Annotated in this window: 7 protein-coding genes; all 7 read right to left on the bottom strand. The window is 44.7% G+C overall.

Features of this window, described 5'->3' with window-relative positions; genetic code table 11:
• Positions 1-321: 321 nt before the first annotated feature.
• A complete protein-coding gene (locus F6K49_RS34360) occupies positions 322-597 on the bottom strand; it encodes a hypothetical protein (protein WP_293103843.1) in 276 nt (91 codons plus the stop codon).
• A 749-nt stretch (positions 598-1346) separates the two neighbouring features.
• Entirely contained in the window at positions 1347-1919 is a 573-nt protein-coding gene (locus tag F6K49_RS34355) for a sigma-70 family RNA polymerase sigma factor (protein WP_293103839.1), read from the bottom strand.
• A gap of 153 nt (positions 1920-2072) precedes the next feature.
• The gene (locus F6K49_RS34350; protein ID WP_293103835.1) at positions 2073-2876 is read right to left on the bottom strand and encodes a cysteine dioxygenase family protein; all 804 of its coding nucleotides are present in this window, start codon (positions 2874-2876) and stop codon (positions 2073-2075) included.
• Positions 2877-3097: 221 nt separating this feature from the next.
• Positions 3098-3322: a hypothetical protein gene (locus F6K49_RS34345; RefSeq protein ID WP_293103832.1), complete on the bottom strand. Its 225-nt coding sequence runs from the start codon at positions 3320-3322 to the stop codon at positions 3098-3100.
• Positions 3323-3491: 169 nt separating this feature from the next.
• Positions 3492-3839 carry a hypothetical protein gene (locus tag F6K49_RS34340; protein ID WP_293041029.1) on the bottom strand — a complete coding sequence of 116 codons (348 nt, stop codon included), beginning with the start codon at positions 3837-3839 and terminating at the stop codon, positions 3492-3494.
• 56 nt (positions 3840-3895) lie between these two features.
• On the bottom strand, positions 3896-4174 hold the full coding sequence (locus tag F6K49_RS34335; RefSeq protein ID WP_293022686.1) for a hypothetical protein: 279 nt from the start codon (positions 4172-4174) through the stop codon (positions 3896-3898).
• A 78-nt stretch (positions 4175-4252) separates the two neighbouring features.
• On the bottom strand, positions 4253-5662 hold the full coding sequence (locus F6K49_RS34330) for an AAA-like domain-containing protein (RefSeq protein ID WP_293081699.1): 1410 nt from the start codon (positions 5660-5662) through the stop codon (positions 4253-4255).
• Positions 5663-5776 lie beyond the last annotated feature (114 nt).

Here is a 5776-nt window from a genome sequence, read left to right as displayed (position 1 = left end):
AAGGAGCGCGAATAGTCGTGATTTTGGCCAAATTTATCTAACCATACTCAAAAGCCGAATCACGAATTGTTAGTCATTTGAGTTGATTGAAGCCGGCTAATTAGTCAGATTTTAATGACTAAATTTGGGGATTTTTCGGAAAATTTTGAGCTATTTCCCTATCCCCCTATCCCCCTATCCCCCTATCTCCTTTTCTCGTTAACTTATTTTTCTTTGAAACAGCCCTGCCCTTAAAAAAGGGGGACTTTGAGTATGGCTCCCCCCTTTTTTAAGGGGGGCTGGGGGGGATCATAATCTTGCGGAAAACTTTGAAAACACGCCCTAGAGGTTAGCCGTCGGCGACAAGTCCCGGTATGGGACTTGATTTTTTCGACCCATCTCTATTCGAGTTGCTCGGTGTTGATTTTCTGGATGTTGAATCTCGCCATCATTGCTGAGGAGAGCAATAACTATGAAAGCTATTGCTACGCAAACAAAGATCACTGATCCAGGACGACTTTCGTTGATATAGCGTTCACGATTGCACTTTAGACAGACGTAATGATCTGCGTTTTGAGAATCCTGAATCCAGGGACAATACATCTGATCGCATTTCATGATTATAACCCTCAAGTCCAGACTATAATAAAGAGAATATCTCGCAAAGCTAACCAAAGCTTGACAGTAGTTTACTGAAAATATTTAAGACAATGGCTCAACTATGTAAGTTAGGTTTTGGAGCCCCACAACATAAACCATCTTGCCAGCTTAAACGGTTGTAAGTTGATTATATTTGGTATCAAAAAATAGCAGTTAAAACGAATTATGACGCCCGTATAAACTGGAAATATTCCAGTAAAACATGGTTTTATGTCAGGTTATTGTTGACTTTGCACTGTTGACTATGCACCCTTAATAAAAATCAAATCACTTGCAAACCGAAAAAAGGAAACTTAATGCACTTTTTTCGCTTCTAATAGTTAGATGCGTAGATCCTGATTATGTGACAAAACGTTTGAGTTACACAGACAGGACTTACGCACAGACTCCATGGGTAGGGTGGGCAAAACCTTGCCCACCCTACAGGTAGCATTAAATTGAGGGATTTGCGTCAGTCCTAACAGATAAGCTTTGACGTACTTATAGCAATTCTAAGACTCATGAGGTACACACTATTAGTCTCACTCCACCCCTTACCCGCGCCCGGGTTACGCACTCCCCACACTCTTAACCCTACACTCTTAACCCTATTCCCATTAACCCAGGACGAAGTACATCAAGCAATTGAGAACTTGATAACTGCTATATTTTCCTTTAATGTGCCCCCAAAAATTGCGTTATTTCGGGTCGCTACATCCAGAAAATTATCACTTCTTAAGGTTAAGAAAGAAAATTTCCCTCAGTTTTTTCAAAGCGCGACTTCCCCTCTGACGCACCTTGTTAATAGTTGTTTTGGTAATGGCAGTGTCTGGTTCCAACTCTGACGATATCTGCTCCCAGCTCAGCTCACGAAAGAATCGCATGACCAGTAGTTGGTGAAAGTCCGGCTTGGTTTGCTTAAGTTCCTTGAGGGCTAAAGCTAGGATCTGTCCTAGTGTGCCATCACAGTCAAGGTCGTCCCTTGGGCTACCAAAAATTTGGCTTTGCATCATGTGCCCGAGATTCTGGATTAACTTTTTTTCCGATAGTTCCCTCCTTTTCTTTTGCAAAATAATGCGCTCCCCAACTTTCTTCGCCCACGCCTCGGGGTTTTTAATCGGGCGTTCTAAGCGCTCGACTTCCGCTGCCTTCTCCGATACCTGGCTGAGGATGTCGTCCGAGTCACACCGATGCCGCAATTTGCACCCCGACAAGAGCTTGTCATAGTACCCTTTGAGATACTGGACTTGTAGAGGATCTAAGGGCGTTAATCCCCAGTTTTTTGGTGGTAGAGGACTCATGCATTTACCTCAGTATTACATAGTGTTGATTGGATGCATCTCAAAGTTGTAAATCTATAACGAGGGCGATGCAGTGGCCTCACGGGGGTTTCCCCCATCAGCGACTGCATCAAGACAGTGAGATGCACCCTATTTGTTTGGGTTGTCTAGACCCTAAGCAATCATTAAGCGACAGATCTCTTCCATGTCCTCGTTTGAATTGCTCCAAATAGCTGCTGGCTTGCACTCACTGATATTGGTTTGCCAATTCATATTGTCTGGTGGCGTACCAAATCTAAAGTGCAGGGTGACCAGATCTTTGGAGGAATTATTAGCCATTAGGTGATATTGCTTGCGGTCAATGCAAACCAGTTGATTCTCCCCAAACAGCTCGCCAGGTCTGGAGGGCATTTTGTCAGGCTCTAGGCCCTCGTCTTGGTTAGGGAAGCGATGGGTCATTTCTCCTTTGTAGACGAGGATTGCATCTAGGGACTGACCGTGGTGGTGGGCAGTGGTACCTTGCCCCGGTCTCCAGCCAATCATATAAATGGTCAGGGCTGTGGTTTTAAAAATGGCTTTGCGCGAGAAGTGTTGTTCATCAAAGCTGATATATTGGTCGAGAAATCTGTGCTTCAGTTTGGTTTGGGTTACTAGTTCCTTAAAAGTTTCAAACGTCACTTGATGGGAGGGAACCCGCGTAAGATTATAAGCAAGGTTCTTGATGGAAAGGGAACTCACCACCAAGTCGTAATCAGGTATTGCCCCGGTGCTGAGTTGGTAGTCAATTAACTGATCTGCTTGGCACAGCCAATAGTTTAGTTCTTGGTCGTACCGGCTATAGCTTAGGATCTCTGTGATGCTTTGAGCATCTTGTGATGACAACTCAGGTTGGGTCACTAGGCGACAGTACTCTGTGACCAGCTTGGCGAGCTGTTGGTCGGAGCTGCCAAAAAGGTTTACGTGGTAGTTAGTTTCCATAAGTTTTCAATTTGTCATTTTCTTTCCCTCCATAAACTTTAGATGCACAAACAGCCAATGTGTGACACCAGCCTCTGAATGCAGATCGCCATGGTGCATCTCATATTTGTAAAAAAGAAGGTAACTGTAGAGAGTGTGGGGCGGGGGCGCGGGGAGTGTGGGGCGGGGGCGCGGGAAGTGTGGGGTGCATCTGACACCGATTACAAGCTGATTTTATCGGTCTAAAGCACTGGCCACCCTACGATTAATTTTATTAAAAATATAGACAAAGAAAAACTATTTTCTAGGTAATTTAATGTCGGTGGGCAGGGGTGCATCTCATTAAAGTTGTTTGACCCAGTGGGTGGCATGGGCATCAGGCGTGGAACGGGCATCAGGCGTGGAACGGGCATCAGGTGTGGAACGGGCATCTTGCGTGGAACGGGCATCAGGCGTGGAACGGGCATCTTGCCCGTTTCCTTCCTCGGGCGGGCTGTCCTAACACTGCCAAAGAAGCGGAAAATGAGTGCGAGCCCTTCCCTTACGCAACCTACGCAACATTTACTTCTGTTGTGGTTCAAGAGGCGATCTGAGTCAAGTTCAGATCGCACTCTATCAAGTTTGGTTCAATAAAAACTAAACGAATTCAAATACAGAATCGTTCAAATCGAGACCTATGGGGGAGTTTTCTATCAAACCAATCAAATCATTTGAACCGGAACTTTCCTCGATAGCGTAAATTCCTAGTCCCTGAACCACATCCCCAGAATCAAGGGTGACGGTTTCTTCTTGCAATTCATAGCCAGCAGAATTTCCGTGGAGTTGAATCCTATCCTCAAAGAGATTCAAATCTGTGATGATAGCAAAATCACTCTCGCCTAGATCGTCATAGTAAGCTTGATTAGCATCACCAAGCACAAATAGATCTCCTCCAGAACCACCAATTAACGAGTCAATTTCGTTCAAACCGGGTGTTATTGCCAAGGGATTAGCGCCAAAGAGAGTATCATTGCCATCACCCCCAAAGAGAGTATCATTACCTATGCCACCCTCAAGGGAGTATCATTACCTATGCCACCATCTAGTAAGTCATCACCAGCATCGCCAAACAGTTCGTCAGTGCCGCCACCTCCCCAAAGGGTGTCATTTCCGGGGATAATAATTATAGGCTGCTCTTCTGGAGCATTGCGATCGCCAAATAGCCGATCGTATCCACCTCCACCACGCAGTTGATCATCATCACCCAAACCAAAGATTCTGTCGCTGTTGTTTGTGCCAGGTAGCACATTAGGATTGCTATTACCAAAAATATCTGGCATTCATGATTGCTGTTTCATTAGCTGATAGCTGACAGCTGTTCGCGCAGCGTGCGCGTAGCGCAGATGCTTACCTAAAAGCTAAAACTTGGTAGAAATATTCCCGATACAAATTGCAGCGAGAACATAGTTACCCTGTCGCTCTACCAAGCCCATACTGTGTAGTTTGTAAATCTCGATCGGATTTAGTTCCACTGGCTCAGATGAGGTGACAACTTTCTTGAGGGCCTGAAGCAACTCTGGTAATTGTTGCAGTGTTTCTAAATGTCGCCGCAAATGGTTGCTATAAATACCTGCTTCTGTTGGTGCATCTTGCCACAACTGCTGGAATGTTACCTTGCCAGAGCCAATTTCATACATCGCCAACCGTACCAGATAGGGATGACCAGATACCATTGTCATTAATTTCTCTATCTGGGCATTCTCCCAATTTAGTCCATGGAGATGAGCCAAATTTTTTACCTGCTGTTGGTCAAACTCTCGCAACTCCACTGGAATCCCGGCGTTAAAGGGAGATTGATTTAAGTCTAAGGGAATATAAACTTCTGTAGAATGTGCGATTACCAGCCGCAGTTGCTTCCAGATATCTGAAATCTTGGCTTTCTCATGCCAGCTGCGCAGCATCCCTAAAAAGTCTTCTATTACTTCGGGGTAGGGGAAAACTCGATCGACTTCATCCAATGCTAAGACCAGGGGAGAATCTATTTCTGCCAGTAAATACTCTTCAAAATAGACTGTGCAGTTATCGTTACTCCCCAAAATCTCTGTATCCCAATAATCATTTAACTGATTGTCTAACTTTAATTGCCGACCAACTTTCAAACAGAGCCAGCGTAGGAATTTATCTAAATCCGTTAAAATGGCTCGGTCTACACTGCTCAAATCTAAATACACCGTTTGAAAATCCTGGGATTGAGCATGAGCTAGAATCCTCATCATTAAGGAGGTTTTTCCCATTAGCTTCGGTGCTTTAATCCGAATCAGGGAACCAGGCATAATAACGGTATCGTAACCGAGAGATTCGATGCTGTCTCGCTCCACATAAAGAGGTGAATCCAGCGCCACCCAACCCGACGGAAATGGTAGCTTTGTTAGCGGCTCAGATGGTGGCTGCTCTCCATTGGTGCCCACTGATGTACCTTGACACTTTTTCCATGCTCTTCTCAGTGCTTGTTTGAAACTCTTTTTGGTAACCCTTTCTCCTAATGCTTTTGAGAGCTTATTCCATAATTTGTTGCCGATATCTTTGTTAAGATACTCAGCACTGTAGCCATACCTATTGGCGATCTGATCATAGGTTTTCCCTTCCCAAGAACCCTGAAGTACTGTGGTTTCAATGTCACTGAGATGTTTGCCTGTATTTTTGAAGACAACTTGATCAGCAGACTCTTTTGCTTGTATCCAAGCTAACTCTGATTCTGAGTCTACTCCAGAGACTACACTCAGAACTGGATGGGAGGGGTAAAACTCATCAAATGCTTGAGCAATCATGTCAGTAAAAATGTTTTGGGAATATTAGGGCAAGGCAAGAGGCAAACGTTGAGGTAGGGTGGGCAGTGGCTAGCAAAGCGATTGTCAGCTTTTCAATTGGTCTTATCCACTGCC

The organism is Moorena sp. SIO3I6, from assembly GCF_010672095.1.
This window is presented reverse-complemented; position numbering and strand designations above follow the sequence as displayed.